The organism is Corynebacterium guaraldiae, assembly GCF_053480195.1.
On record NZ_JBRBAU010000006.1, the window covers coordinates 142,837 to 167,676 of the forward strand.

A 24,840-nucleotide genomic window follows, 5' to 3' on the forward strand; every position below is an offset into this window, starting at 1 on the left:
ATTTTTTAGCGTAAGGACTTTCCATGGATTCGATCGTGCTGCTCTCGCTGCGCATCGGCCTGCTGGTGTTGCTGTGGCTGTTCATCTTGGCCGCACTCAACGCCATGCGTCGCGATGCCAATAAGGCCGCCGGCGTCTACCAGGCATCGTCCCCGGTGAAGGGGGCCCAGAGGCGTCGCGAAGCGCCGCGTGAGATCACCATCGTGGACGGGCCGCTGCGCGGTTCCCACATGGAGCTAGGCACTCTTGAGGACTGTACGATGGGCCGCGCACAGGACTGTGACTTTGTCACTGGTGATGATTTCTCCTCCGGTCACCACGCCCGTTTGTTCCGCAGGGGCAGCGAGTGGTTCGTGGAGGACCTCGAATCCCGCAACGGCACCTTCGTTGGTGGCGTTCGCATTGACCAGCCAGAACGAGTCGGAGTCGGCTCCGATATCAAACTTGGCCGAACGACCGTGAGGTTGATGGCATGACTTTAAGCCTGACTTTTACTGCAGTGACGGACCGCGGACTGGTCCGCGAAAATAACGAGGATTCCGCCCACGCGGGCCCGCACCTGCTGATGTTGGCCGACGGCATGGGAGGCCACGCAGCCGGCGAGGTTGCGTCCACCACCATGGTGGAGCACATGGCCTCCCTCGAGCGCGATCCAGGCGATAATGACATGCTGGCCCTGCTCGGCGCGGCGGCGGAGGACGCCAATGCGGCGATCCGCGAGCACGTGGACGAGCACCCGGAGACCGAGGGCATGGGCACCACGCTGACCGCCCTGCTCTTTAACGGATCCGAATTCGGCGTGTGCCACGTGGGTGATTCCCGCGGCTACCGGCTGCGCGAGGGCAAGCTGACCCAGATCACCAAGGACGACACTTATGTGCAGTCCCTCGTCGATGAGGGCAAGCTCGATCCGGCAGATGTCTCCTCCCACCCGCAGAAGTCACTGATCCTCAAGGCCTATACCGGCCGGCCCGTGGAGCCGACGCTCTTTACGCTCGATGCTGAACCGGGCGACCGCCTCCTGCTGTGTTCGGACGGCCTGTCGGATCCGGTGACGGCCTCTACCATCGAGCAGGCGCTGAAGCAGGGCACGGTCGAAGAGGCCGCCACCACCCTGCGGGATCTTGCGCTGCGCTCCGGCGGCCCGGACAACGTCACCATCGTGGTGGCGGAGGTCGTGGACGGTGAAGGCGATGACGTAACCCCAATCACCGTCGGTGCCGTCCAAGGCGTCGTCCCGGAACCAACGCACCCCGATTCTTCCGCGAGCCGCGCCGCGAAGCTTATCTCGCCCCCAAAAGCGCAGGCCGCTGAGGAGAAGCCCCAGGACGAACCACAGCGGCGGCCACAGCGAAGCCGGATTGGGTGGAAGGTCATTGCGTGCCTTGCCATCATCATCGTGCTGGTCATCAGCGGCGGCCTCTGGATGAAAAGTTACCTGGGCAGCAACTACTACGTGACCGCCGATGAAGAAGGCGTCCTCACTATCCAAGAAGGCGCGGACTATGAGATCTTCGGCCGCCCGTTGCACCACACGTATCAGAATGCGTGCCTAAGCAAGGACAACGCGCTCAAGCTGGGGCACGGCGCCTGTGACGGTGATTTCGCACCGTTCACGCTGCAGGATTTGCCCGAATCCGAACGTGCCGCCGTGGGCAACCTGCCCTCCGGTTCTTATGACGAGGTGCAGACGCAGCTTTCGCAGCTCTCGGACAAGGCGCTCAAGCCCTGCCCGACAGCGTCGAAGGACGGAAAAGATAAGGATGACAAAGACGCGTCTAAAGGAAACTGCCGGGAGGTGAAGTAGGTGAGTAAGTTCTTCTCCCGCGGAACCGAGTTCGGCCTGCTCGTGCTCGCCACCGTGGTCTTCGCCATCACCCTGGTCAGCCTCGAGTTGTCGCAGGGCAACGTGCTGACCCTCGATGTGCTCTACCTGATCGGTGGATTCATCGGCGTCTTCGCCGTCGCTCACTTGGTGCTCTGCTTCCTCGCGCCCTACGCGGATCAGCTCATGCTTCCCATCGTCGCGGTGCTCAACGGCACCGGGCTCATTCTGTTGAAGCGCCTCGACCTAGCGAATGGCGGCGGGCTGGCGGTGCGGCAGGTGATGTGGACCATCGTCGGCCTCATCCTCTTCGCGCTGGTGCTCATTCTCCTACGCGATCACCGCTCGCTGACCAGGTACTCCTATATCTTGGGTGCGCTCGGCCTGATCCTTCTCGCCTTGCCCCTCGTGTGGCCGCAACCGCCGGGCGTGGACGCTCGCATCTGGCTGTGGCTGGGGCCGTTTTCCATCCAGCCGGGCGAGTTCTCCAAGATCTTGCTGATCCTGTTCTTCGCCATGCTGCTTACCCAGAAGCGCTCGCTGTTCACGGTGGCCGGCTACAAGTTCCTCGGCATTTCTCTGCCACGCCTGCGCGATCTGGCCCCCATCCTGGTGATCTGGGGCATCGCGATTATCATCATGGGCATTTCCAATGACTTCGGTCCCGCCCTGCTGCTGTTTAGCACCGTGCTCGGCATGCTCTTTATGGCTACCAACCGCGTGAGCTGGTTGCTTATCGGCGTCATCCTCGTGGGTGTCGGCGGCTTCAGCATCTACCAGGTGTCGGACAAGATCCAGCAGCGCTTCTCCAACTTCTTGGATCCGCTGGGCAATTACGACACCACCGGTTACCAGCTTTCCCAAGCACTGTTCGGTATGTCCTCCGGCGGCATTACCGGATCCGGCTTGGGCCAGGGCCACCCGGACATGGTTCCGGTAGCGCACTCGGACTTCATCCTGGCCGGGATTGGTGAGGAATTCGGCCTCATTGGCCTCGCCGCCGTGCTCATTCTCTTTGCCATGCTGGTCTCGCGCGGCTTCCGTACCGCACTGACCTGCCGCGATACTTATGGCAAACTGGTCGCCTCGGGCCTCGCGCTCACCTTGGCCGTGCAAGTCTTCGTCGTCACCGGCGGCATCTCCGCGCTGCTGCCCATGACCGGCCTGACCACGCCTTTCATGTCCGCGGGTGGTTCTTCGCTCATGGCCAATTACATGTTGCTGGCCATCCTTCTGCGTATCTCCAATGCGGCGCGCCGCCCGGCGCGCGAGCAGACCTCGAACGCGCCCACTGACACGTCCCTATTCCCAGCCGTCCAGGAGGCAAGCCGATGAACAGATCGATCCGCCTCGTTTCCCTCTTTGCCCTCATCCTTACCGCCGTGCTCCTGGTGAACCTCACCGTGATTCAGGCGTTTTCCGACGACAAATACGCCCATAACCCCAAGAACGTTCGCGGTTTCTTGGAGATGCGCACGACCCCGCGCGGCCAGATTTTCGCTGGCGACACGGTTTTAGCGCAGTCCACTGCCGACGCCGAGGGAAACTACTCCCGCTCCTACCCTGCCGATTCCCCCGCCTTCGCCAACATCACCGGCTACCTCTCGGAGCGCTTCGGCGCCTCCCAGCTGGAGGCATCGCAGAATGACATCCTCAACGGCAAGGATGATTCGCTGCTGGCGCGCAATTGGCTCGACACGCTCTCCGGAAAACCCCAGATGGGAGCGAACGTCGAGGTCACCATCGATCCCGCACTGCAGCAAGCCGCCTACGACCAGCTAGCCGGGCCCGGCTATAACGGCGCAGCCGTGGCCATCCAGCCCTCGACGGGCAAGATTCTGGCCATGGCCTCCACCCCTAGTTTCAACGTCTCCGACCTGCTCGGTGACAACGCCAGCGAACGGTGGGAGCAGTTGCAGAATCAAGAAGGCACGCCGCTGGTTAACCACGCTGCGCAGGACACCCTGCCCCCGGGCTCGATTTTTAAGATCATCACCACCGCCGCCGGCCTCAATAACGGTTTCAACCCGAACTCCACGTTGACCGGCGCCGCCTCCATCACGCTGCCCGATTCCGTCACGGAGCTCACCAACTATGGCAACCAGGCCTGCGGCGGCGCAGAAAGCGTTACCTTGCAGACGGCCTTCGCGCTGTCCTGCAACACGGCGTTCGTGCAGATGTCGGAAAGCATCGGCGCCGATGAATTACGCAAGTACGCCGACGGCTTCGGCGTGGGTGAGCAGTATTCATTGGGCGTCGGCAGTTCGGCCGGCACGCTCGGCGAGCTTGGCGACGGCGCCCAGGTCGCCCAATCCGCCATCGGTCAGCGCGACGTCACCATGTCCGCGCTCCAGGCGGCTATCATGGCCGGCACCATTGCCAACAAGGGCAAGCGCATGGAGCCCTACTTGGTCAACCGCATCACCGATGCCCAGATGAAGGAACTGCGCACCACCAAACCGCGTCAGGCCGCCGAGGCCGTCGACGAAGAAACGGCCAACACCATCACGAACCTCATGTTCGCCTCGGAGCGCAGCACGTTTGGTTTCGATGGGAACGGTTTTGCTTCCAAGACCGGCACCGCCGAGCACGGCGAGGGCCTCGCCCCGCACGTGTGGTACGTGGCCTTCGACCCGGAGAAGGACATCGCGGTCGGCGTCGTGGTGAAGGACGGCGGAAATCTGGGTCAGAACGCTACCGGCGGTCAGGTTTCCGCGCCCATCGGCCGCGCCATCCTGCGCGCATACGGAGGACAGCAATAGTGAGTAGTGCAGATAACAAGGAACACCTCCAAGCGCTGATTGGTGAGGACTATCAGCTGCAGTGGATCGTCGGCCACGGTGGCATGTCCACGGTGTGGCTGGCGGACGACGTCCGCAATGACCGCGAGGTCGCCCTCAAGGTCCTGCGCCCAGAGTTCTCCGATAACAACGAGTTCCTCTCGCGCTTCCGCAACGAGGCCAAGGCCGCAGAATCCATCGATTCCGAGAACGTCGTAGCTACGTACGACTACCGGGAGCTCGAGGACAACGGCCGCATCTTCTGCTACATGGCCTTGGAGTACATTCGCGGAGAATCCCTGGCGGATCTCTTAGCGCGCGAAGGCGCACTGCCGGAAACGCTGGCCCTCGACGTCATGGAGCAGGCCTCCCACGGCCTCTCCGTGATCCACCACATGGGCCTCGTGCACCGCGATATCAAGCCCGGCAACCTCATGATTACCCAAAATGGGCAGGTCAAGATCACCGATTTTGGTATCGCTAAGGCCGCCGCCGCGGTGCCGCTGACCCGCACGGGAATGGTCGTCGGCACCGCCCAATACGTCTCCCCCGAGCAGGCCCAGGGATATGAGGTTGGCCCGTCCTCCGACGTCTATTCGCTCGGCGTCGTGGGCTATGAAATGCTGGCTGGTAAGCGCCCCTTCAGCGGCGATTCCTCGGTATCGGTGGCGCTGGCGCACATCAGTCAGGCGCCGGAGCCCTTGTCGACGTCGATTAGCGCGCCCACCCGTGAACTGATCGGCATGGCCCTGCGCAAGGACCCGGGCACCCGCTTCGCCGACGGCAACGAGTTCACCAACGCGATTGCTGCCGTGCGCCAAGGCCAGCGCCCGCCTCAGCCGAAGTCCGCGGCACTCGCGCCTATCGCAGCCGAACCCTCGCCTTCCGCCTCCACGGAGATGCTGGCCAACATGGCGCACCCCACCACGGTGCGTCCGGCCGTTTCCACACCACAGTCTGAAGAGCGCCCTGCCAAGCAGGGGGGCTTCGGCACTGGGCTGCTCATCGCCGTGGCCATCGCCGCCCTCGTGGCTATTGGTTTCATGGCCTATAAGCTGTGGGGCAACACCTCTCCAACTCCGCCGCCTCCGCCCACCGAGGTCATCGTGACCGAAACGGTGGAGCCAGAGACGACGGTGGAAGAGGAACCGGAAAGCCCCGAGACCGTCGAGATCACCACCGTGGAAGAGGAACCTACTCAAGTCACCGTGACAATGACGCACTCTGTCATCCCCTCCCCTTCCGTGACCACGCACCACACGACCCATGAGGAACTACCCACTCTCCCCGCTGAGGAGACGCAGCCACAGGTCAATGACAGCCCAACGCTCGAGCCCGAACTAGACTCACAGAACAACCCCACCGAAGAATCCGCACTACAGGGAGGCCAGTAACCCACCATGGTCAGTGATCGGTACCACCTCCGCCAGTCCATCGGCACCGGCGGTATGTCCGAGGTCTACGAGGCCGAGGACACCGTCTTGGGGCGCACCGTTGCCATCAAGATGCTGCGCCCCGACATGGCGCGCGATGTTAATTTCCGTGAGCGCTTCCGCCGCGAGGCCCAGAACTCCGGCAAGCTCAACCACCCGAACATCGTCGCTGTCTTCGACACGGGTGAAAAAGACATCGACGGCCTGATGGTGCCCTACATCGTCATGGAATACGTGCAGGGGCGCACCCTGCGCGACATTGTCCGTGAGGATGGCCCCATGCCGGTGGAAGAAGCCGCGCGCGTGCTGAAGCCGGTAGCGGATGCCCTTCAGTCTTCCCACGAGGCAGGCATCATCCACCGCGACATCAAGCCGGCCAACATCATGCTCACCAACACCGGCCAGGTGAAGGTCATGGACTTCGGCATCGCCCGCGCGCTGGATGATTCCACGTCCGCGATGACGCAGACCTCCGCCGTCATCGGCACCGCGCAGTATCTTTCCCCGGAACAAGCGCGGGGCAAGCCTGCCGACGCCCGCTCCGACGTCTACGCTCTGGGATGTGTCATGTATGAAACGGTCACTGGGCGCACCCCGTTTGAAGGTGAAACACCTTTTGCTGTGGCCTACCAGCACGTCCAGGAGGATCCAACGCCCCCCTCGGAGCTCATTGACGAAGAGCTCACGGAGCGAGAGCGCCTTGGCGTCGACGCCGTCGTGCTCACGGCAATGGCCAAGCACCCGGCGGATCGCTACCAATCCGCCTGGGAGATGGGCGATGATCTTGATCGTTTGGCACAGGGGCAACTCCCGGAAGCGGCACGCTCCCACGTCAACGATGAGGATCACCCCACCACAATGGTGGCACCCGTGGCCGCGCAACACCGTGCGCCGGTGGCCTCCACCCGTCCTTCGGAAGATGAGGAAGCCGGCTCCGGCTTGAAGTGGCTGGCGGCCTTGCTCGCCGCCTCCCTCGTCGCCATCATTGGCTACTTTGCCTGGGATTTCTGGGATAGCTCCCGCCAAGAGGCCCGCGAGCGCGAGCAGGAGCAGCATGAAGCAGCCCAGCGCGCGAACATGGTCACTGTCCCGAAGGTGGCCAACCGCCCGCGCAATGAAGCGGTCGAAGAGCTGGAAAAGCTTGGCCTGCTGGTGACCGTCAACGAAGAGCCCAGCCCCGATGTGCCCCGCGGCAAGGTGATCCGCGTCAACCCGGCGGAGGGCTCGGAGCTGCAGAAGAATTCTTCGGTCACCCTGACAGTATCTTCTGGCAAAGAGGTCACCGAGGTCCCGGATCTCACCGGCATGAAGCTGGATGAAGCTACCACTGCGCTGGAGGAAGCCGGCTTGGAGCTGAATACCGACGTGGAGCAGGTGAATGATGAGGCCCCCGCGGGCGAGATCATTTCCCAGAACCCAGCGGGCGGCGCGCAGCTATCCAAGGGCTCGAAAGTACGCGTCACGGTATCCAAGGGCCAGAAGGAAGTCAGCGTTCCAGACGTCAGCGGCATGGACCGTGATCGCGCGGTGGAGATGCTGTCCTCCATGGACTTTGACGTCACCGTGAATTCGGTGGATTCTGAGCTGCCGGAGAACCAGGTGCTCAGGGTTGTCGAGCAGGGCCAGAAGTTACCCAAGGGCAGCCAGGTCACCCTGGAAGTCTCCAACTCGATGCTCATCCAGGCACCGGATATTACGCATTCCACGCAGCAGGCAGCCGAATCCGCGCTGCGTGCCAAGGGCTGGTCCGGTTCCCTCGACGTGGGCGAACGCATCCCAACGTCTAACCCGATCGACAGCAACAAGATCGGATGGGCGTCGGCAAGCCGCGGCGATGTCATCCGCAAGGATGAGACCATCCAGGTCCGGTTCTGGGAGTTTGACCCGGCAGCACTGCTGCCGCAGTAGCTCTCATTGCCGCAGCTGCTAAGGTATCTCACAGATTAACCACCCCTATTCTTCGTGAAGGTGTAATAATGCCAAAGTCCAAGATCACGACGGAGGGCTCTGCACTCCCGCAGTCCTCCAGCTCTGCTACTAACCGCACCCCGGTCAAGATCAACTCTGAGGGCACCCCGAAGTGGTACATCGCCATCATGCTGGGCCTCATGCTCCTCGGCCTGCTCTGGCTGGTGGTGAACTACCTGGCCGGCGAGTCCATTCCGTTCATGCAGGAGCTGGGACCGTGGAATTACGGCATCGGCTTCGGCCTGGCCATCATCGGTCTGTTGATGACGATGGGCTGGCGTTAACTTTCAGCACCGCCGATGAACTCCTCGAAGTTCTATAGCATCGCCGGCGTCGGCTGCATCATTTTGGTGATGCTCACCGTCACGGTGGATAAAAACTTCCTCACCCCCGGCGCACTCGTCCTCGCCGGCCTCGGCGTCACCCTAACACCGCTGGCCGTCCGCTACCCACGCGTGGCGGCCTGCGGGTACGGTGCGCTTTTTGCACTGGCGATGTGGTTTTCCGATTGGCGGTCTTTCCTGCTCTTGGCGTGGAGCCCCGTCATCGTGGGCATCGTGGCGTTTCGCACGCGCTGGCTGTGGGCCGTTCCCCCAGCGGTGGCGTACACCTACATCGTCACGACGGATCCTTCGATTAATTATCTGCCTGTTTTCGACCCGTTAAGCCTGTCGATACCGCTTGTCTTGTATGCGGTGGCCATCGTCATTGGGGCCGTACTGCGCAGAACCTGGGACCAGCGTCTTGCCGCTGAGCAACGCGCCGCTGAGGAACGCGAGGCGCTTATGACAGCCCTCCATGATTCGGTCGCCGCGACCTTAACCTCCGTGGTCATGCGTTCTGAGACCCTAGCGCTGACCCAAACGGATCCCTCAGCGGCCGACTCCGCAGAGGCAATTGCTAACGACGCCCGCCGCGCCATGGGCGAGGTCCGCGACCTGCTACGCGTGATGAAGAATGAGAGCGTGACTCAGGGAGTTAAGTCCTTGGAAGAAGACCTCGACACCATGGTTAGCTTCCTGAGCAGTCATGGTTTTCAGTGCGAAGCACAGACCAATATGGGCAAGAACGGTGAGCTTGCGCTGCCGGAAAAGCTCTCCCTCGTGTTCTCTGAGCTCGCCATCAACATCCTCAAGTACGCTCGCCCTGAATCCCGTGTAAGCATCGAGGCAACGAGCACCTCTAAGACCATCGACGTGGTGATCACTTCCGTGATTGCGGCTCAGCAATCACGCCAATACATGACGACGAATCTGGGCTTGGGTGAAATAGCCCGCCGCGTTCGCCGAATGCACGGCAGCTTCGGCAGCGGCAAAGAAGGCGAGCACTGGGTCACGCGCCTTTCTCTTCCCACCGCCAGCCTCAGAAAAATATAGTAAGCTTTCCCGGTAGTCCGCCATTTCTTAAATTTAAAAAGGGTTTGACATGCGTACTTCCCTCGCCGTTGCCGCCGCAGCACTCGCGCTGTTTTCCGCGCCAATCGCCAGCGCCGCTGAGGCTCCTGCTGACACCACCGTTGACACCGCTACTGAGAACACTGAGTCCACCGGATTCACCTTCTACAAGTCTTTCGCGGGCGAATTCGCCGATCACTTCCGTTGCTCCAACAGCCCCCAGCTCTGGTGGTGCGGCTAAACTGTTCCCATGAGCATTCGGGTTTTCCTCGTTGATGATGATGAGCTCGTTCGCTCGACGCTCCGCGTCTACTTCCAGACCACCGAGGACATCACGGTGGTCGGTGAGGCAACTAACGGCGCCGATTGCTTAGCCCAGCTTGACGAAGCCAAGCCGGACCTCGTCCTCGCCGATATTCACATGCCGCACATGGACGGCATTACGCTGCTCAAGCACCTTAACTCCGCGCCGAATCCCCCGACGTTTTTGGCCGTCACCGCCTTCGACTCGGATGACACGATGCTGAAGATCCTGCGGGCGGGCGGCGCGGGCTATATCTTGAAGAACCAGCGCCCGCGCTCCATCATCGAAGCGGTCCGCGCCGCCGTGGAGGGCGGCACCGTCGTGGCACCCGCCGCCATGCACCGTTTGGTGGACTACATTGGGGAACCCGCCACCCCACGCGATCCCGTCGCCGCCGCCATTGAGAGCCACGAGCTTCACGACGCCGAAATTGCCGTCCTCAAACTCCTCCTCGCCGGCAACTCCAATTCTGAGATCGCTGCCGCCACCCACTATTCCGAATCCGCCGTGAAGAAGCATGTCTCACGCCTCATCACCATCTTCGGCGCCAGCACGCGCCTGAACCTAGTGGCCAAGATTCTGGGCGGCGCTGGCTCTTAAGCCCGACCCAACTCTGCTCGGTTAACGGGCTTCTCCCCCAAATGGCGGAGGCTAAAGATTGCCTGCTTAGGCGATGTTTCTCATGCCCCTGATCAATATCGTCAGAGGTATGAACACCGTATTCACTGCTCGAGACATCACCGTCTCCTTCGCCGGACATGAGGTTGTCCACGGCGCGAACCTCACGGCATCGCCCGGACGGATCACCGCTTTGCTTGGTCCAAACGGCGCCGGCAAATCCACCACGCTCCGGGCTGCCCTCGGCTTGGTGAAAGCCACCGGAACGAAGCACATCAATGGCACCATCGGGCTGCTCCTCGACGATGGCGGCCTCGTTACCAGTCTCACCGGGCGTCAGCATCTCCACGCAATGGCGAGGCTATATGGCGTCGATAAGTATCGGGTACAAGAGGTTTTAGAGCTTGTCGATATGTCGCACCGCTGCGACCGGCAGCTCAAAACTTACTCGTTAGGCATGAAACGGCGTATAGCGCTAGCGGGAGCTCTGTTACAAGATCCCGACATCATCATCTTGGACGAGCCGTCCTCTGGTCTTGATCCTGACGGCATTCGTTGGCTGGGCGAAGTCTTGTGTGCGGAAGCTTCCCGTGGGAAGGCAATTATCATGGCAACCCATCATCTGGCTGAAGCGGCCGCAGTCGCCCACGACGTAGTCATCATTTCTCGTGGTCACACCACATTCACAGGCGTTCTCAGTGAAATCCCTGACCTTGAAGCCGCCTACTTCGCCCACGCTACGAAAGGCTAGACATGAAATCCGAGCTTTATACCCTTCGTCACCTCCCGAACGTGCTGATCGTCGCGATACTCGCAGTTATGATGGCGGGCATCAGCGCTGTCCTGCAGTGGGCACTTCCGTTCCTTTTGAAAATTGACCCGCCACAAGTCGGTGACAGTCCAACAGGCCAACAGGTGCAGGCGCTTATCGACGGCTCCGACCCCACGACGTCCAGTTTCCAATTGGCCGCCCTCGATATCACAGGTTCTGGCCAGTCCACAGGCATTTCAATCTTCCTCATCGCCATTGTTGCACTCACAATCACTGCAGCTAGCTACCCATTTTCCAGCGGTGCAGTGGTGTGGAAGGTGGTTGGCGCTGGTTCGCGTATGAAATGGGCGAGTTCTTTGATCGTGGCGGTGCTGAATACCGTCCTCCTAGTATGCGTGGCAGCGTGCGTTCTTAACTCACTGATCGCACTGGTTGCGGCTCCGATGAATGATGTTTCTCTGGTTGCTTCTGCTTCTAATGTCGCTGTCGTGTGGCTGCGAGGCAGCTTGGCCGTGCTACTACTGACCCTCGCGATCATCGGTGTCGTATTAGCCATACGGAGAATCGGTCCAGCCATCGGGGTCATTGTCGCAGTGTTGATGGCAGGAGTGATCTTGGGAACTATCGGCGTCATGGCCGGGTGGGAACCGTATCTTTACAGTTGGCTTCCTTCTTCTGCTGTGTCAATTGCTGGTGGACAGGGGGCAACGCAAACTATGAATCCATGGGTAGGTATTGCTGTACTTGCCGGCTGGTCGGTTGTGAGCATGGGACTTGGGCTCACCCGCTTTTACCGGGCAAATCTTTAACATGGACTTCATGAATCGCCTTTCAGCCAGAGACATCGCTCTCGCTGTCATCGTTCTATCCCTTGACCTCGTTGGGTTCCTAGTGGCTAGCTCGATGGAACCAACCCCCTTCAATACCGCATTGTCTCCAGCGCAGTTCTGGCTGATTCTTGTTGCCATCATTGCCAAAGGCATCCTCCTGCTTTGGCGCCGTAAATTTCCCTTAAGCGTCCTACTCGGGATTTCTGCTACTGAGCTTCTGTGGTCCCTCTACTGTCTCGTCACCGCAGACCACAGCCTCGGCTACAACGGTATCGCTGCCTCGGTGGCTGCGTTTTCGCTAGCGCTGCACACGAACTCAAAAACTCGCGACTCTATTTCCCTCATTATCTCGGGTCTCATTGTCGGCGTCCTCCGCGCCATTGCCATGCCACCGCTGGGAGGAATCGAGCCTCCACTTTTTACTCTGCTCACAGCCTTGGGCTGGCTGCTCCCCCTCATAGTGTTCTTTGCTATTGGACTCGCTGTCCGCAATAACCGTGAGCTCACCGCATCCCTCGCCCGCCAAGCAGAACTCGCTGAGGAAAACGCCATTGTCGAGGAGCGCGCCCGCATTGCGCGGGAGCTTCACGACACCACCGCCCATCACCTCTCAGCCATCGCCATCCAAGCTCAAGCCGCACAGGCATGCATCGATGTCAACCCCACCGCTGCCAAAGAGCATCTCCAACACGTGACCTCGTCGACGACGAAAGCACTCCAGGATGTCCGCGCGACCGTTGGCAAGCTTTCGGTTTCCGATGCCGAAATACACCGCATCCCTCAGCCGACAAACATGTCTGCGCTAATTTCGGAGGTTCGCGCTCTAGGGCAGGCAGTAACGTTTTCGGACACCTCCCACTTGTCGGAGGGCGAGTTGATCGCGGCTTATCGAATCACCCAAGAAGCTCTGACAAATGCCCGCAAGCATGCAACAGGCGCGCCTGTTGATGTCATGCTGAGCGATGATGAACTGCGGATAATCACCCGCGGCACTTTCACACATAGCCCCGCGGGCCGTGGCACCATCAGCATCCAAGAGCGCGCCCGAGCTGTCGGTGCAACCGCTTTCAATGAACCTACCGAAGATGGTTGGCTGGTGCTCATTACCTGGAGGAAGCCATGATTCGAGTCTTGTTAGTTGATGACCAACCTCTGATCAGACAGGGATTAAAAGCAATCTTCGAGGCCACCGGTGAGATCAAAGTTGTGGCTGAGGCAGCTTCCGGGAATGAGGCGATAGCGGCTGCAAAGGCTCGCGACATTGACGTGGTGTGCCTCGATATCCGCATGCCTGACGGGGACGGGATCTACGCAACCACGGAGATTAACAAACAAGACAATCCCCCAGCAGTCATCGTGATCACCACCTTTGACCTAGACGAATACGTCTTTGGTGCCCTCGAAGCCGGTGCCTGTGGCGTCATGCTGAAAGACTCCCCAATGACCGACCTCATCCAAGGAGTCAAACACGCGGCCTCAGGTGAAGGCATGGTCGACGCTGCGGTTACTAAAAGGGTGATTGCAGAATTTGGTCGGCGGAAAGCGCGGGCCACGGTAGATTCAGCCCTACTCACGCCGCGCGAACTCGAGTGTGTACGGGCCCTGGGCAAAGGATTAACCAACATCGAAATCGGGCGCGAGCTGTATTTGGAGCCCTCTACGGTCAAGACTCATTTGTCATCTGCGATGGCCAAAGTGGGAGCTCGTTCGCGAGTACAGCTCGTGATCTGGGCCTTTCGCGCAGGAGTGGTGAGCTAACTAGGGGGCGCAGTTCCCAACACCACCTCGCAACCGGAGCACTGTTAACACCTTGGGTACAAAGTTATCCACAGGGTGGGGATAACTCTGTGGAAAACGAATTCCACAGCCTTTCTCCACACCCTGTGGATAAGTGTTTTCACGCTTCCCACAGCCCGTACAAAAACTTCGAACACAACCGATTAAGCTGCTGATCTGCGGTTATCTTGGCGCACACGTTCGGTAAATTACAAAAATGTAGTTATCCACAATGTGGATAACTTATGTGGAATTCTTTCGCACAGAGGTTTTGGTGGATAACACGCCCGAGTTATCCCCAAAGCCCAGCTCGCAGCGCCGCTGCAACAGCAGCTATCACCCCGATAAGCCATATCCCCAGCCAACGCAGCCACGCACGTTGGCGAAAGAGGAATGGTGCCAACAGCAGTCCTGTGAGCAAGCCACCCAAGTGCCCCCACACGGAGACGTTCTCCGCCACGAAGCTGTAGACAACGTTGGCTACAACGAGAACGATGGGCGCGCGCAGGTCTAGACCGCGGCTGCGGTACACACCAATGAGTAAACCCATGAGCGCAAAGAGGGCTCCGGAGGCGCCCACCGTAGGCGTGCCGAAATCCATCCACAGCACTGCGGCGGAAGAGCCCACAATGGAGATGAGATAGGCCGCCGCATACAGCGCGCTACCCAGAGCGCGCTCTACTTCCCTGCCCACAAAGAACAGCATCACCATGTTGACCAAGAGGTGCCCGGCGTCGAGATGCATAAAGCCCGCGGTAATGACAGTTGTGGGGTGCTCGGACACTTCAGGGCCCCACAGCGTCCAGTTTTGGGCCAGCATGCTGCGATAGTAGGGCGCGGAGAGGGACGAGCCTTGAATGGCCGCGGCACACCAGGCACCGATACACAGCACCATAAGCACCAGGGTGGCCGGTGCTGATTTCAGATAGTTCTTCACGCAGACTCCTAAAACAACGAGCCCGCCACCACATCACGTGGCAGCGGGCTCAGATGAAAAGCTAAGAACGCTTAGGCGATCTCGATGGACTCAATGACAACGTCCTCAGCCGGACGGTCCATGCGGTCGGTGGAGACCTTCGCAATCTTGGACACGACTTCCTGGGAAGCCGCGTCGGTGACCTCACCGAAGATGGTGTGGTGGTTGTTCAGGTGCGGGGTCGGCGCCACGGTGATGAAGAACTGGGAGCCGTTGGTGCCCGGGCCGGCATTCGCCATGGCCAGCAGGAACGGGCGGTCAAACTGCAGCTCCGGGTGGAACTCATCCTGGAACTGGTAGCCGGGGCCGCCACGGCCGGTGCCGGTCGGGTCGCCGCCCTGGATCATGAACTGGTCGATGACGCGGTGGAAAATAGCGCCATCGTAGAACGGGCCGGACTGCTCGCCCTTGGCGTTCTGGGTGGTGTAGTCCTTCTCGCCCTTAGCCAGGCCGATGAAGTTCTCAACGGTTACCGGTGCGTGGTTACCGAACAGGTCGATAACAATGTCACCGTAGTTGGTGTGCATCGTTGCAGTTGCGGTCTTCTGAGTCATGCCAGCCATTGTATGGAAATTTCCACCATTTCGTTGTTCCGCCGCGACGCTGTCAGCGATCTGCGTAGGGTTGCAAGCATGATTCGCGCCGTTCTCTTCGATCTCGATGACACCCTCATGGACCACACCGCCGCGATGCATGCGGCCGTCGAGGAGTGGCTGCCGGGCGGGCACCATGAGCGCTTCGCGGAGATCGAAAAGAAGTGGTTCGCCGCCTACGAGCGCGGCGAGGTCACCCACCAAGGTCAGCGAGTGGAGCGCTGCCGCGAATTCCTGGGCCGCCCGGAGATGACGGAGCAGGAGGCACTGGCGGAATATGCCAAGTATTTGGCCGCGTACGAAAAGCACTGGCAGGCGCTTGGCGACGCCCGCCCCACCCTCCAGCACGTCCTGTCCCGCGGCCTCAAAGTGGGCATTTTGACGAACGGAGCTCGCCAGATGCAAGAGGGCAAGCTAAAGGCGGGCGGGCTCGACCTGCCAGGCGTTGAGCTCTTTCCCACCGTGGAAATGGCTAAGCCAAAACCTCACCGAGAGGCCTACCTCGAGGCTTGTCGGCGCCTAGAGGTAGAGCCTGGCTCCACACTCATGATTGGTGATTCGGTGGCCAATGATGTCGAAGGCGCCCGGGCCGCAGGGCTCAAGGCGCTGCACTTCGATAGGGCCGGAAACGGAGACATCGCCGCGCTCAGTGAGCTGACGGCGATGAACGGTTTAAATCCAGAGATTTAAACCCCTAAAGGTTAGAGCGGACCTCGTCGCGGGCGAGGACCAGGTTGCGCAGGGAGGCCTCGGTCTCCTCGTAGCCGCGAGTCTTCAGGCCGCAGTCCGGGTTGACCCACAGGCGCTCGACCGGCACGTTCTTGAGTGCCGCGCGGATGAGCTCGGCCATCTCCGCCACGGACGGGATGCGCGGAGAGTGGATGTCATAGATACCCGGGCCAATCTCAGAGTGGAACTTCTCATCGATGTCCTCCAGCAGCTCCATTCGGGAGCGGGCGGCCTCGATGGAGGTGACGTCGGCGTCCAGGCCGGCGACGGCGTCAATGATCTGGCCGAACTCCGAGTAGCAGAGGTGCGTGTGGATCTGGGTTTCAGGCTTCGCCTGCAAGGAAACCACTCGGAAGGAGCGCACGGCCCAGTCGAGGTAAGCCTTGCGGTCCTTCTCGCGCAGCGGCAACAGCTCACGCAGGGCGGGCTCATCGATCTGGATGATGTCGATGCCGGCCTCTTCGAGGTCGCGGACTTCGTCGGCCAGCGCCACGCCGAGCTGGTCGGCGGAGACGGACTGGTGGACGTCATCGCGCACGAAGGACCAGGCCAGAATGGTCACCGGACCGGTGAGCATGCCCTTGACGTGCTTCTCGGACAGGGACTGCGCAAACTTCGCCCACTCGGTGGTCATGGCCTTCGGGCGGGAGATGTCACCAACCACGATTGGCGGACGGGTGCAGCGGGAGCCGTAGGACTGGACCCAGCCGTTCTCGGTGACGACGAAGCCGTCGAGAAGCTCGGCGAAGTACTGCACCATGTCGTTGCGCTCCGGCTCGCCGTGGACCAGGACGTCGAGGCCCAAGCGCTCCTGCAGCTCGATGACGGACTTCACCTCGTTGCGCAGGGCCTCGGTGTAGTCGGCGTCGGAGAGCTCGCCCTTGCGGTGCGCGGCGCGGGCAGCGCGGATCTCAGAGGTCTGCGGGAAGGAACCGATGGTGGTGGTCGGCAGCTGCGGCAGGCCGAGGGCCTCCTGTGCCTTGTTGCGCTCCGCGAACTCCGGCTGGCGCTGGACCTGGCCCTCCGGCAGCTGCGCGGTGCGCTCCTGCACGGCCTGGTTGTGGATGCGGGAGGACTCGGCGCGGGTGCGCACGGCGCGGTCGGCCTGCGCGTATGCCTCCGGGGCGTCGAGCGGGCCGGCGGCGAGTGCTACGACCTCGCGGATCTTCTCGTCGGCGAAGGCGAACCAGGTGGCAACGTCGACCGGCAGGGAGGTCTCCGCCTCGACGGTGTGCGGGACGTGCTGCAGGGAGACGGAGGTGGTTACGGTGACGCCTTCGCCCAGGGTCTCGAGCTTTTCGCGCAGGTCGCGCAGGTTGGCGGCCCAGACGTTGCGGCCGTCGACGAGGCCGGCGGCGAGGTGGGTGGCTTCGGCAAGCTTAGCGACGCGCTCGAGGTAGGAATTGTCCAGCGCCAAGGTGCCCACTGAGAGATCCACCTGGACCGCTTCCGGCTTGAGCTCAGCGATGACGTCAAGGCCAGCATTGAGGGAACCATAGGGCGTGGTCAGGTAGACCTGCGGGCGCTTCTCCGCGCTAAGGATGCGGCCATAGGCGGACTTGAGTGCGGCAGCCAAGGTGGCGTCGTCAGCCGCGGCGAGGTCGGCTACGAGGGCCGGCTCGGCGAGCTGGATCCATTCGACGCCGGCGTCGTGAAGCTCAGCCAATACGGTGAGGTAGGAGTCCACGAGCTCATCAAGGCGGTCGAGGGGCTGCTTGGTGGCGCCCTCGGCCAGCTTGGACAGGGCCAGCAGGGTCACCGGGCCAACGAGGACCGGGCGGACGGTGTGGCCGGCGGCGCGGGCCTCCTCCACGATCTTGAGCACGCGCTGCGGGCGGGCGGTAAAGGCCTGGTCATCGGCGATCTCCGGGACGATGTAGTGGTAGTTGGTGTCGAACCACTTGGTCATCTCCAGCGGCGCGGTGTCCTTGTTACCGCGAGCCAGGGTGAATTCGTCATCGAGGCTCTCGCCCTGGACAGCGCCTACAGTCAGGGCGGTTTCCAGGACGTGGTCGTAGTAGGCAACGTCGGCCGGGATGGCGTAATCCTCCGTGAGACCCAGCTCCTTGAGGCGGGCGTAGGTATCGAGGCGCAGGGAGTGCGCGGCGGATTCGAAGGTCTCGGCATCAATCTTGCCGGACCAGTAGGACTCCAGCGCACGCTTGAGTTCGCGGTGGGCGCCGACGCGCGGGTAGCCCTCAATAGTGGCCTTGGGGAATGGTGCGGTCATGGGGTGACTCCAATTCGATTAAGCAGGTCAGTCGTAATGTCTGGATTGTTGTGCGTGTAGATGTGCAGCCCGTCGGCGCCGGCGTTCATCACCGATTTCGCCAGGGAGGCCGTAATCTGCATGCCGATTTCTTTCTCTTCCTCGGGGGAGTTCGCTGCCGCGAGCTGGTCGAGGACCTTGGTCGGCCCGTCCAGCCCGGACAGCTGGCACATTCGCTCCACCCGAGCGCGGCTAGTCATCGGCATGATCCCGGGAATGAGCGGAATGCGCACGCCCGCCAGCCGGGCGCGCTGGGCGAAGCGGACGTAATCCTCCGCGTCGAAGAAGAGCTGGGTGATGGCGAAGTCGGCGCCGAGGCGTTGCTTGGCCAGGAGAACGTCGATGTCCTCGTCCGCCGTGGCGGACTCGGCGTGGCCGTTGGGGTAGCAAGCCACGCCCACGGCCAAGCGCCCAGCGGCCAAGCGCGCCACGCGGGCAGATTCCCAGCGGCGAATGAGCCGGACGAGGGAGTCGGCGTGCGGCAGGTGGCCTTCGGGCATGCCGCCCTCTGGCAGGTCGCCGCGGAGCGCGAGAAGGCCGCGCACGCCGGCGTCGACGAGCGTGTCGATCCAGCCAACGAGCTCTTCCTCCGTGCCGGCAGTGCAGGCCAGGTGCGCCAGGGGACGCATCGCGGTATCTCGCGAAATCTTCTCAATGAAGGCCGCGGTTCCCTCCAGCCACCCGGAGCGCTGGGAGCTGGTGACGGCGATGTAATCGGGGTTATATGCGGCAAGCGTGTCGAGCAAGCGGTCAATCTTTTTGGCGTCCGCATCGTGGCGCGGCGGGATCACCTCGAAGGAGAGAGCGGTGCGCTGTGGGCGCTTAGGCGTATCTTCGCTGATTTGGTCTAGTGGCGCGGATGCGGAGAGTCGCGGGGACATGCTCACCTCCTCTGCAGGTTATCGTGGTCGGTCATCTTTGCGTTGGGGAAAAACGTACCAAGCTGTCCATTTTGATCGAAAGCATTTATGCAATGGTCATACCTTTCTAACCCAGCCAGCTGCACCGTTGCCGAAACCTACGGTGAATAAAAAGGCGACTGTTCCGTACAAAGCTGTCTATTTTCTTTGAACCGCTCCCTCCTTGCGGCCCGTGGTGGCAGGACGTGGCTGCCGCCACTACGCTGAAAGGGAGTAACCAGCACCAACGCGGACACTCATGTACAGTGTCCCGTCCGGTGCCGACAATCACTCCATAAACTATTACCCACAGAGCAACTACCTCAGCATCGACGTAAAGGAGCATCTCTCCCGATGAACCCCACCGCACTGTCCACAGCTATTAGCGCCACCTCCGCCCTGGTGGAGCGCCTCAAGGAACGCCGCGATGAGAAGGCTCGTGAGGCCTACTCCGTGTTGGAAACTGCGGCTGCCCGCATGGAAGAGCGCGATGGCGAGTGGTTCCCGGAGGCCCGCCGCGAAGCCGGTGCCGTGACCAAGGCCGCGCACGCCCGCCTCGAGCGCACCCTCGAACAGCTCAAGGAGCGCAGCGAGGAAGCCACCGAGAAGCTCTCTGAGGCTGCATCAGAGGCCCAGGACAAGGCCTCCAAGCAGTGGAAAAAGACCCAGAAGCAGGCAGAAAAGAAGACCTCCAAGGCCCGCAAGCAGGCTAAGAAGAAGGCTTCTAAGGCTGAGAAGAAGGCGCAGAAGCAGAGCGCCCAGCTGCAGAAGAAGGCCCGCCGCCTCAGCGGCAAGGACAAGAAGAAGGGCTCGAAGATCTGGCTGATCTCCGCGCTCGTTGCCGCCATTGCTGCCATCGGCGGTGGCATCTACTACTTCTTCGCCCAGAAGAAGGAGAAGGAATCCGCCGTTCCGCCGCGCGTTGAGGACTTCTCCTCCCCGTCCGCGCCGCAGGGCTCCACCTTGGTCTACACCTCCACCACTGAGGATGATGCCAAGAAGGAGTCCGACTTGGCTGAGGAGGGCGTCGTCGAGCGCGACGAAGAGCTGCTGGGCTCGCTGGATGAGCAGCTGGCCAAGCACCGCGAGGAAGAAACCGCTATTCAGGACGCCGTCGAGACCGAGATCGAGGTCAGCAACGCCGACAAGAAGGATGCCGACACCTCCCGCATCACCGATGATCACGAGTCCGAGGGCAAGCACCGCCTCCAGACCGAGGACGAGAACTAACCCCCCCCCAACCTTGGGGGTGCGCATTTCGTTGCCTTGATCTCACTGCGTTGCCCCCGCGCGCCCGACCTGCTTGAATTGAAGGCTAATCGGCATCGATCCTCAAAGATCGGTGCCCGCGCGCTGTTTTGCGCGGGAAGCCCTATCAACAGCAGGCAAGGAGATCAGGCATGAGCTTTGAGTCGCTCGTAGTCAAGCTCAAGAGCGGGGAGACCTTTTATTTCCCCGCAGGTGCCGTGAGCGGCGATCCGTCCACCCGCGTGGATAACCTGCGCTTTGCCATTGAAAACGGCACGCAGTTTAACTCCGTCGATGATTATGGAGTCGACCGCGAGTTCAACGGTTATGACGTGGAAAATTACCACTTGGCTTAATTCCCCACAGTGAGTCACCGATCGTAATCTGAATCACTCATCCATCCTTTTGCGCTATAGGATGAGTCTTTATGACTCACTATCCACGCATGCGGACGTGGTCGTGGTATCTCCCCGATGAGCCACCTACCGGCGAGGTTTCCCTCACCGAGACCACCAACTTCTCCCGCCCAGCTAAAGCAACGTGGCATCTGCTCGGCGCCCAGCGCACCGGCGTTATCGGCATCTTCGTTGCCACCCTCATCAACGCGCCGCTGGGCGCGTTGGTCTCCGTCATCATCGGCCAGACCACGCAGTATGCCTTCTCCGAGCCCTCCTGGCGCACCGTAGCGCTGCCGCTTGCGGCCACGGCGATCCTCCTCTTCATCGCCTATATCTGCGAGGCCACGGCGGATGCTTTCACAGACTTGTCCCAAGCACGCACCACCCATACGCTGCGCCTGAACCTTCTGGATAAGTTGCTGGGCGCTTCCACCGCAGGCATTAGCCCCGGCCGGCTGCTCAACACGATGGATGAGGATTCGCACTACATCGGCCAACTCAAGCAGATCCTCAACTTCCCACTGGTCATGGTGGGCTACCTCTTGGGCGCGGTGGTCAGCCTGGCCCCGATTTCCTGGCAGGTCTCAGCTGTGCTGCTGGTTGGCGCACTCGCCACCGCGCTGGCCTCCTGGGCCACCACGAAGCCGCTGACGAGGATCGCCGCGCGCCGCCGCCAGTTGGAGAACACCGCGCTTTCACTCGCCACGGACTTCGCTCAAGGCTCCCGGGTCATCAAAGGCCTCGGCGCCAAGGACATCGCGCGCCAACGTTTTTCCGACGCCGCCCAGAACTCCTTGGGCGCCATGCTCCGCGAGGCCAAGCTATCCTCCCTCATGGCCTGGCTGCGCCAGATGGTTCCCGCCTCCTTTGCCGTGGGCATTCTTGCCTGGACCTCCTGGGAAACCTTCGAGGGCCGCATCGCCCCCGGCGGGATGATGGCGATCACCATGCTCGTCCCGCCCGCGCTCACAGCATTAGGTGTGTCTCTCGGCCTGCTCACGGAGAACTGGGCGCGGGCACGTGCCTCCGTGGAGCGCGTCGGCGAGCTGCTCGGCCAGCTTTCTTCCAACACCACTGAGGCCGCCGGCACGCCGATTAACCTCTCCCCCGGCTTGCACGTGTGGATGCCTATCAGCACAAAGGGGCGCAGCACCGTGGACTCTTGGGTGCGCTACCTCCATGAGCACGGTGCCTTGTGCCCGCCCCACCGCATCTCCGTGTTGGAGGGCACCCTGCAGGACAACGTCGATCCGCTGCGAAGTGCTAGCGCTACGCAGCTTCACGCCGCCCTTTACGCCTCCGCCTGCGAGGATATTGTTATCCGCCTCGGTGGGCTTGGTCCCAACGGTGAGCTGCCCACCGCGCCCATCGGTGAGGCGGGCCTCAACCTCTCCGGCGGCCAGCGCCAGCGCGTCGCGCTTGCCCGCGCGCTCGCCCTCGACCCCGATGTCCTCGTGCTGGACAACCCCACGACGGGGCTGGATTCGTTGACCCTGGCGGACGTCGCCAAGCGCGTGCGTGAACTGCGCGCCGGCAAGACCACCATGATCATTACATCCGCCTCCACGTGGGCCGCCAACGCCGATGAGGTGGTGGAGCTATGAGCCAGCAGGATCGCGCGGATGCCCTTGCACCTGCCTCCCCGCGGGAGTGTCTCCGTTTTCTGAAGACCCTGCCCAGTGCGCCCAGTCGGCTTGGCATCGCCCTTTTCTTCGGCCTGTTTACCGTTACGGTCATCATGATGAACCTGGTCTCCCAGGTGCTTGGCCGCGTCGTGGACATCATCCAGGGCGTGGAGATCCCCATCCTTGGCACGGGGCGCGCAGCCATGGTGGGCGCGCTCGTTGTTATCGCGGTGGGCTTCCTCGTGGAGGTCACCGGCCGCACCGTGGGCCGCTTATTGGTTACCTCCACCACCCGCCGGCTCTCGGTGGATCTGCGCACCTCAGCGCTGGATTCCACCCTCGGCGCCCCCGTGCCCGCCGTCATGGAATTGGGCACCGGTAACATCATCACGCGCCTATCCAAGGACATCGACACCGTCGTCATGACCATCTCCATGATGGGTGACCGCCTCGTGCTCACGCTCTTCATGCTGCCGCTGACCGCGCTCATGATGATCTTCATTCACCCCGCTTATGCGCTGCTTTTCATCGCGGTAAGTTGTCTGCTCTACCCCTTCATCCGCGGCACCATGCGGGATATCCCCGCCGTGGCCAACGAGGTGTCCTCGGTGGAGGCCTACCGCAACAACGTGCTGCTGGACACGATTCGCGCCCTGGAGACCCTCCGCCAGTTCTCCCTGAAGGATTGGGCGCATGCACGCATGGAGCGCTATTCCTGGGACACGGTACAGGCCTGGGGCGACAAGGTGCCGCTCATCAACCGCATCCTGGGCCAAGGCGCCCTGGCCTTCGCGGTGTTGCTGCTGGGCTCCGTCCTCATGTCCGTGCCGATGGTGATGTGGGAATGGTTGACACCTGGCGAGGCCACCGCCGCCGTGCTGCTGGTCATGCGGTTGGAGATCCACGTGTTCAACATCCTCTTCTTCGCCGGCGAGATCCAGCATTCCGTGACGTCCCTCGGCCGCGCGGTGGCCCTGGCCACCTTGGACAACAGCGCTGGTACGAAGGAGCTCAAGGACACTCCCCGGCTGAACGACGCCCCCACCATCTCCATCGAGCACCTTTCCTACGCCTACCCCGGCGGGGCACGCGTGCTTGACGACGTCTCCCTGACCCTCACCGCCGGCACCACCACCGCCCTGGTGGGTACCTCCGGTGCGGGTAAATCCACGCTCGCCGCCCTCGTGGCGGGCCTGCAGTACCCATCGGCGGGGAACATCAGCCTCGATGGCATCGATACCGCCTCAGTGCCCAATACGTGGATTACAGAGCACGTCGCGCTCATTACCCAAGAAGTCCATCTCTTCTCCGGCACCTTGCGCGAGGACCTGCTCCTGGCCAAACCTGACGCCAGCGATGAGGATCTATGGCAGGCGCTTAACACCGTGGGCTTGGATAAACATTCGCGGTGGCTGCCCCAGGGCCTCGATACGCTCATTGGTGCGGGCAACGAAGAGATCGGTGCGGAGGCCGAGCAACAGCTTTCCCTGGCTCGCATGATCCTGCGCCAGCCGCCGGTGCTCATTATGGATGAGGCCACCTCCGAAGCCGGCTCCGAGCACGCCAAGGTACTCGAAAGCGCCGCCAAGGCAGTCACCAAGGGGCGCACCGCGCTCGTCGTTGCCCACCGCCTGGACCAGGCCCGCGAGGCCGACCGCATCATCGTGATGGAACAGGGTCAGATCGTTGAGGATGGCACCCACGCCGAGCTGATGGACCTGGGCGGGCGCTATGCCTCGGCCTATTCCCAATGGGAGCACGGCTCATAGGTGGTGCACGCCGCGTCCTACCATGGAAGCTATGCATCTTCTTTCCCTCACCGAAGCTGACCGCACCTACCTCGCCCGTATTAACTTTCTTGCCGATACCTTCGGCGATGAGCACAAGGAACTCCCCGCGGGCTTCGAGGAAGGTTTTGATTATTACCTCGGCGGTTGGGAACCTTCCCGCGGTGGATTCATCGCCTGGGAGGGCCACGTCCCTGCTGGTGGCGTGTGGCTGAATTGGGGCACAGCTGAGCGCCATGGTTTCGGCCACGTTGCCGAGGGCATTCCGGAGCTCGCGCTAGCTGTGGAACCTCGCTTCCGCAGCCAAGGAGTGGGCACCATGCTTATCGACGCCGCCACCGAACTTGCCCGCGAGATGGGCGCCCCAGGTATCTCGCTGTCAGTGGCTAAAGACAACGACCGCGCCCACCGCCTTTACCTGCACCTTGGCTTTGAGCCGGTGAGCGAGAGAAGCGGGCACATCGTCCTGGTCAAGCGCTTCAAGGATGTGGCCTAAACGACAGGATGTGTTGGTGAGGTTGGGTGGTTAGCTGGTCTGGCGTGCTGGTATTAGGATGATTTCACTTATCCGGAGGGATACCCCAGCCTCGGGCCGGAAATACCGCCGGGGAAGTGC

The 24,840-nt window shown here is 61.7% G+C and carries 24 protein-coding genes; 20 read left to right on the forward strand and 4 right to left on the reverse strand.

Annotated elements, in window-relative coordinates:
- Window positions 1-23 precede the first annotated feature (23 nt).
- The 14 genes from ACUY3D_RS06540 to ACUY3D_RS06605 all read left to right on the forward strand — a co-directional run bounded on the left by ACUY3D_RS06540 (window position 24) and on the right by ACUY3D_RS06605 (window position 13,682).
- Window positions 24-476 carry an FHA domain-containing protein FhaB/FipA gene (locus ACUY3D_RS06540; protein ID WP_070444458.1) on the forward strand — a complete coding sequence of 151 codons (453 nt, stop codon included), beginning with the start codon at window positions 24-26 and terminating at the stop codon, window positions 474-476.
- Window positions 473-1,807, forward strand: a complete 1,335-nt coding sequence (locus ACUY3D_RS06545) for a PP2C family protein-serine/threonine phosphatase (RefSeq protein WP_269948692.1) — start codon at window positions 473-475, stop codon at window positions 1,805-1,807. The genes ACUY3D_RS06540 and ACUY3D_RS06545 overlap by 4 nt, the downstream gene beginning before the upstream one ends.
- Window positions 1,808-3,160 (forward strand): FtsW/RodA/SpoVE family cell cycle protein, encoded by a 1,353-nt coding sequence (locus ACUY3D_RS06550; protein WP_144676047.1) that lies wholly within the window; start codon window positions 1,808-1,810, stop codon window positions 3,158-3,160. It abuts the gene before it with no gap.
- On the forward strand, window positions 3,157-4,587 hold the full coding sequence (locus ACUY3D_RS06555; RefSeq protein WP_250223930.1) for a penicillin-binding transpeptidase domain-containing protein: 1,431 nt from the start codon (window positions 3,157-3,159) through the stop codon (window positions 4,585-4,587). Before ACUY3D_RS06550 ends, ACUY3D_RS06555 begins: the two co-directional genes overlap by 4 nt.
- Window positions 4,587-5,999 carry a protein kinase domain-containing protein gene (locus tag ACUY3D_RS06560; RefSeq protein ID WP_144676051.1) on the forward strand — a complete coding sequence of 471 codons (1,413 nt, stop codon included), beginning with the start codon at window positions 4,587-4,589 and terminating at the stop codon, window positions 5,997-5,999. The genes ACUY3D_RS06555 and ACUY3D_RS06560 overlap by 1 nt, the downstream gene beginning before the upstream one ends.
- Before the next feature lie 6 nt (window positions 6,000-6,005).
- Window positions 6,006-7,946, forward strand: coding sequence for a Stk1 family PASTA domain-containing Ser/Thr kinase (gene pknB, locus ACUY3D_RS06565; RefSeq protein WP_269948691.1), 1,941 nt, complete (start codon window positions 6,006-6,008; stop codon window positions 7,944-7,946).
- 68 nt (window positions 7,947-8,014) lie between these two features.
- Window positions 8,015-8,290, forward strand: a complete 276-nt coding sequence (gene crgA / locus ACUY3D_RS06570; RefSeq protein WP_010188168.1) for a cell division protein CrgA — start codon at window positions 8,015-8,017, stop codon at window positions 8,288-8,290.
- A 15-nt stretch (window positions 8,291-8,305) separates the two neighbouring features.
- Entirely contained in the window at window positions 8,306-9,382 is a 1,077-nt protein-coding gene (locus ACUY3D_RS06575) for a sensor histidine kinase (RefSeq protein ID WP_269948690.1), read from the forward strand.
- Between the two features lie 49 nt (window positions 9,383-9,431).
- Window positions 9,432-9,641 (forward strand): hypothetical protein, encoded by a 210-nt coding sequence (locus ACUY3D_RS06580; protein ID WP_070533549.1) that lies wholly within the window; start codon window positions 9,432-9,434, stop codon window positions 9,639-9,641.
- A gap of 9 nt (window positions 9,642-9,650) precedes the next feature.
- On the forward strand, window positions 9,651-10,304 hold the full coding sequence (locus ACUY3D_RS06585; protein WP_144268818.1) for a response regulator transcription factor: 654 nt from the start codon (window positions 9,651-9,653) through the stop codon (window positions 10,302-10,304).
- Window positions 10,305-10,413: 109 nt separating this feature from the next.
- Window positions 10,414-11,073, forward strand: coding sequence for an ABC transporter ATP-binding protein (locus ACUY3D_RS06590; protein WP_070523305.1), 660 nt, complete (start codon window positions 10,414-10,416; stop codon window positions 11,071-11,073).
- A gap of 2 nt (window positions 11,074-11,075) precedes the next feature.
- Complete coding sequence (locus ACUY3D_RS06595) at window positions 11,076-11,903, forward strand: hypothetical protein (protein WP_070562136.1); 828 nt, start codon at window positions 11,076-11,078, stop codon at window positions 11,901-11,903.
- Between the two features lie 10 nt (window positions 11,904-11,913).
- Window positions 11,914-13,047: a sensor histidine kinase gene (locus ACUY3D_RS06600; RefSeq protein ID WP_269948689.1), complete on the forward strand. Its 1,134-nt coding sequence runs from the start codon at window positions 11,914-11,916 to the stop codon at window positions 13,045-13,047.
- Complete coding sequence (locus ACUY3D_RS06605; RefSeq protein WP_071406946.1) at window positions 13,044-13,682, forward strand: response regulator; 639 nt, start codon at window positions 13,044-13,046, stop codon at window positions 13,680-13,682. The genes ACUY3D_RS06600 and ACUY3D_RS06605 overlap by 4 nt, the downstream gene beginning before the upstream one ends.
- A 310-nt stretch (window positions 13,683-13,992) precedes the next feature.
- Here ACUY3D_RS06605 and ACUY3D_RS06610 read toward each other — a convergent pair whose 3' ends face one another.
- Window positions 13,993-14,637 carry a rhomboid family intramembrane serine protease gene (locus ACUY3D_RS06610; RefSeq protein WP_448240648.1) on the reverse strand — a complete coding sequence of 215 codons (645 nt, stop codon included), beginning with the start codon at window positions 14,635-14,637 and terminating at the stop codon, window positions 13,993-13,995.
- A gap of 71 nt (window positions 14,638-14,708) precedes the next feature.
- On the reverse strand, window positions 14,709-15,239 hold the full coding sequence (locus tag ACUY3D_RS06615) for a peptidylprolyl isomerase (protein WP_039672975.1): 531 nt from the start codon (window positions 15,237-15,239) through the stop codon (window positions 14,709-14,711).
- Window positions 15,240-15,308: 69 nt separating this feature from the next.
- Between ACUY3D_RS06615 and ACUY3D_RS06620 the strand changes: the two genes are divergently transcribed.
- Window positions 15,309-15,959, forward strand: coding sequence for an HAD family hydrolase (locus ACUY3D_RS06620; protein ID WP_448240649.1), 651 nt, complete (start codon window positions 15,309-15,311; stop codon window positions 15,957-15,959).
- A gap of 4 nt (window positions 15,960-15,963) precedes the next feature.
- Here the strand turns inward: ACUY3D_RS06620 and metE are convergent, their stop codons facing one another.
- Entirely contained in the window at window positions 15,964-18,228 is a 2,265-nt protein-coding gene (metE, locus tag ACUY3D_RS06625) for a 5-methyltetrahydropteroyltriglutamate--homocysteine S-methyltransferase (protein ID WP_448240650.1), read from the reverse strand.
- Complete coding sequence (locus ACUY3D_RS06630) at window positions 18,225-19,148, reverse strand: methylenetetrahydrofolate reductase (protein ID WP_070533565.1); 924 nt, start codon at window positions 19,146-19,148, stop codon at window positions 18,225-18,227. The genes metE and ACUY3D_RS06630 overlap by 4 nt, the downstream gene beginning before the upstream one ends.
- A gap of 372 nt (window positions 19,149-19,520) precedes the next feature.
- Here ACUY3D_RS06630 and ACUY3D_RS06635 point away from each other — a divergent pair, with 372 nt between their 5' ends.
- The 5 genes from ACUY3D_RS06635 to ACUY3D_RS06655 all read left to right on the forward strand — a co-directional run bounded on the left by ACUY3D_RS06635 (window position 19,521) and on the right by ACUY3D_RS06655 (window position 24,720).
- Window positions 19,521-20,396 carry a hypothetical protein gene (locus ACUY3D_RS06635; RefSeq protein ID WP_070533566.1) on the forward strand — a complete coding sequence of 292 codons (876 nt, stop codon included), beginning with the start codon at window positions 19,521-19,523 and terminating at the stop codon, window positions 20,394-20,396.
- Between the two features lie 170 nt (window positions 20,397-20,566).
- Complete coding sequence (locus tag ACUY3D_RS06640; protein ID WP_070523292.1) at window positions 20,567-20,770, forward strand: hypothetical protein; 204 nt, start codon at window positions 20,567-20,569, stop codon at window positions 20,768-20,770.
- 71 nt (window positions 20,771-20,841) lie between these two features.
- Window positions 20,842-22,416 (forward strand): ABC transporter transmembrane domain-containing protein, encoded by a 1,575-nt coding sequence (locus tag ACUY3D_RS06645; RefSeq protein ID WP_448240653.1) that lies wholly within the window; start codon window positions 20,842-20,844, stop codon window positions 22,414-22,416.
- Window positions 22,413-24,206, forward strand: a complete 1,794-nt coding sequence (locus tag ACUY3D_RS06650; RefSeq protein ID WP_070533574.1) for an ABC transporter ATP-binding protein — start codon at window positions 22,413-22,415, stop codon at window positions 24,204-24,206. Before ACUY3D_RS06645 ends, ACUY3D_RS06650 begins: the two co-directional genes overlap by 4 nt.
- A 22-nt stretch (window positions 24,207-24,228) precedes the next feature.
- The gene (locus ACUY3D_RS06655) at window positions 24,229-24,720 is read left to right on the forward strand and encodes a GNAT family N-acetyltransferase (RefSeq protein ID WP_448240655.1); all 492 of its coding nucleotides are present in this window, start codon (window positions 24,229-24,231) and stop codon (window positions 24,718-24,720) included.
- The last annotated feature ends 120 nt before the right edge of the window (window positions 24,721-24,840 follow it).